The sequence below is a fragment of the Edaphobacter aggregans DSM 19364 genome (genome assembly GCF_000745965.1).
In the GTDB taxonomy this organism is placed as follows: Bacteria; Acidobacteriota; Terriglobia; order Terriglobales; family Acidobacteriaceae; genus Edaphobacter; species Edaphobacter aggregans.
Genome location: NZ_JQKI01000267.1, coordinates 1 through 3,385 on the forward strand (window position 1 = coordinate 1; position 3,385 = coordinate 3,385).

The following is a 3,385-nucleotide window of genomic DNA, read 5'->3' on the forward strand; positions in this document are numbered from 1 at the left end:
GACCCTTATTCCCCATCCAACTATGCTCCGCGATGACAACAACACAATCACCGCCTTCCTACAGATGGGGAATTAAAGTCATTAACAGTCTCTAGACGCAGCTAATTAGTCATGCCTTAGTGCGGTCACAGGATTCATCTTCATCGCCTTGAATGCGGGCAGGTAGCCCGCCAGCGTACCTGCCAGCAACATGGTCATCGAGGCGCTGGCCAGGGTCACCGGATCGGTAGCCGAGAGGCCGAAGATCATGTGGACGATCAGGCGGGTCACTGCAAGGGTACAGGGCAGACCTACAACGATGCCCGCGAGGGTGAGTAGGACGGCCTCCCGCAGGATCAGTTGGAGGATGCCGCTGCGCTGCGATCCCATGGCCATGCGAATCCCGATCTCGCGGGTTCGCAACGTGACGGCGTAGGACATCAGGCCGAAGAGTCCGAAGCCGGCGACGAGAAGAGCGATAGCGGCGAAGAGCGCAGAGAGGGTTGCGGTCATCTGCTCGTAGACAAAGGAGCGCTCGTTTCTCTCTTCAAAGGTATCAATGCGAGTAACGTACTCGTGGTCAAACGATCGCACTTCATCCACGATTGCATCGTTTACTCCGGCCGAAGGGGAGCCGCGCATCAGAAGAGTTCCCCCGCGAGCAAAATCCCGGAGCTGAAGAACAGAGACATAGATGACAGGCGCATTCCCATCGCGAATATCCAGAAGCCGCGCGCTCTGCGCTACACCCACAATCTCAAAATCCTGGAATCCCGGTTGAACGCCAAAGCGAATGTGTTTCCCGATGGGATTGTCCGCAGGGAAGAGCTGTTTTGCGACGAGGCTATCGACGATCACTGCCGTGGGATGTTTTTGATCATCGAACCAGGTAAAGTCGCGCCCGGCCAGCAAAGGAATCGCAAGCGTTTTGAAGAAGCCGGGGGAGACGGCGGCAAGAGTTGCAGCGCTTCCTCCCGTGGGGTTGGGATTGGATGTGTCCGACACAGTATCCTTCCAGCTTTCGCCACTTGGTATGGGAAGAGTGGAAAAAGCGGCAGACTTGATCGATGGAAGATTTGTCATGGCCTCGAGAAGCTGCTTGCGGTAGCTCACGGGATCCGGTGCGCTTTTGTCCTGCGTCTGCGATGAGAGATGAGCTTCAAGAAGACCCGTTCTCTCGAAGCCTGGATTGAAGGTGCGCAGACTTCTGAGAGTCCCCAGAAACAGCCCCGCTCCCTGCAGCAGAACAAGAGAGATTGCGATCTGAGCGATGATAAGAGCCTTGCCAAGCGAGCCCATTCCGTAACCCAGTGTGCGTTGATCGACGTTCAGGATGGTGGCGGGATGTTGCCGCGAGAACTTCCATGCGGGGATAAGGCCTATGAAGAGTCCGGTGAGGACGGCCGTGGAGGCGGCGAAGACGCAGACGCGCCAATCGGGCCTGAGATCGAGCAGAACAGGCACGGCGACGCCCCTCGACAAGAGATGAACGAGCGTTCGGCTGGCCCAGAGGGCGAGGAGCAGGCCTGACAATGCACCCATGGTGGAGAGGACGAGGCTCTCAACAACGAATTGCCGAATCGCCTGCCATCCCGTTGCGCCGAGAGCGATACGAGTGCTGATCTCGTGGCGGCGCGCGCTGGCGCGTGCAAGGCTGAGGCTTGCCAAGTTGATGCAGACGACGAGGAGAATGAGCGCGACGATGCCTGAGAGCAGATAGAGCGGCTTGAGAAATTTAGAACGAAGATCGATGTTCTTGCTGCCGTCGGATGCCGGGTCGATACGGAACCGCATGGCGAGAAAGGCCTCGCGTCTGGGGCCGACGCTTTGGGTGGGAACGGTGTCTTCAAGCAGCCTGGGCCAAAAGGTCTGCAGCTGGGTGGCGGCGTGTTGAGTGCTCTCACCCCGGTTGAGCCGTCCTGTGACGAAGACCCACAGGAGCGACCGGCTGTTGAGATCGGTAAGTTGTGCTGCTCCGCTGGGAACGGTGATCTCAGGCGGCGCCCCGGCGATCATGCCCGTAAACCACTTCCGAGTGACGCCGATAATGGTGAAGAGCTTGCCATCGATGCGGATAGTTTTGCCGACGATGGCAGGATCTCCACCGAAGCGCTCCTTCCAGAACTCATAGCCGATCACTGCGACCTGCGATACCTGGTTTCCCTGAGTATCCGCGGGAGAGATGAGTCGGCCCATCAGAGGGCTGACACCGAGAACGGAGTAGTAGTTCTTGGTGACAGAGTGCACGGCGGATGCGGTAACGCTGCCGTTCGCTTCCACATTGAAGTTTGCGCCCGCGCTCCATCCGCAGACACCGGAGAAGGCGCGCTGCTCACGCTCGAGCTCAGCAAACATGGGGTAGGAGATGGGGATACTCGAGTTGTTCCGATAGATGCCGGAGATTTGTACGAGCTGTTCGGGATGAGCGAGCGGGAGAGGCCGGAAGACAAGAGCATTGAAGACGGTGAAGACCGCAATTGCCGCGCCGATACCGACGGCGAGAACAATGACCACGATGGACGCGAAGCCAGGGCTTCGTTTGAACACGCGAAGTGCGTAGCGTGTATTCTGCAGCATTGATCCCATAAGACGGTCCTCGGACACTCCTCAGATTTTAAGGGATTCAATGGAAATTGATGCTTCGATTGGATCAGTACTGACAAACGTTAGGTTCCTATCGGGGCTGCCCCGGTAGGAACCTAACGTTTGTGTTTCGTTCAGTCACGATCGTGTTCACCATCCCGAAGTCTGATCCACACCGTGCTGATTGCATTTGAGTTACCCTCGCCTCGCACTTCTCCTCCTCCCTTTACCACCACGAAAGAGCCCTGTATCGGAACAGGACTGTTCGGAGTGTTGATCGTCAACATCCCAGTGCAATCCGCGTTAACGCTGTACGTTCCGGTCGATCGCGTCCAACCGGACTCCAGGGACGTCCCGTTAACGACCGTGTGTTCCAAAAAGACGAGATTCCCCTTGCCGTCGAAATGAGTTGTCCCCACACTGCGGAATGGAAGAGTAACGCCCGGTGCGGGAATGACCAAGCCTTCCGAGCTGAATCCATAGCCACCCATGATCGTTCTATCTGAGCATTGCCGGGCCTCCGATGTGCTGTCGGCGTTCGATTGAGCAATGGTAGTTGTACCCGCTGCAAGCAGACCGCAGGCGATAGTGGAAGTGATTAACCTGGACAGCTTCTCGAGGCATGGTTTTTGCATTGAGAACCTCCTGTTTGGCTCTTTAAGACCGCGAGTAATGTACGCCCGAGCGGCAGGGAACGCAATGACGACCATGTCTTTGCGTTCAAACGCTGTTGCGTTTACCAGTGTTCCCGTAAAGTTCTATAAGAAGGAAAGTCAACAAAAAACACTTCGCCTTCGGCTGAATTTTTGTTGATTTTCAGCCC

At 56.6% G+C, this 3,385-nt stretch carries 1 protein-coding gene; it reads right to left on the bottom strand.

Translation table 11 applies throughout. The features are described from left to right. Positions 1–105: 105 nt before the first annotated feature. Positions 106–2,565 (bottom strand): ABC transporter permease, encoded by a 2,460-nt coding sequence (locus Q363_RS30945; RefSeq protein WP_084080953.1) that lies wholly within the window; start codon positions 2,563–2,565, stop codon positions 106–108. Positions 2,566–3,385: the final 820 nt, after the last annotated feature.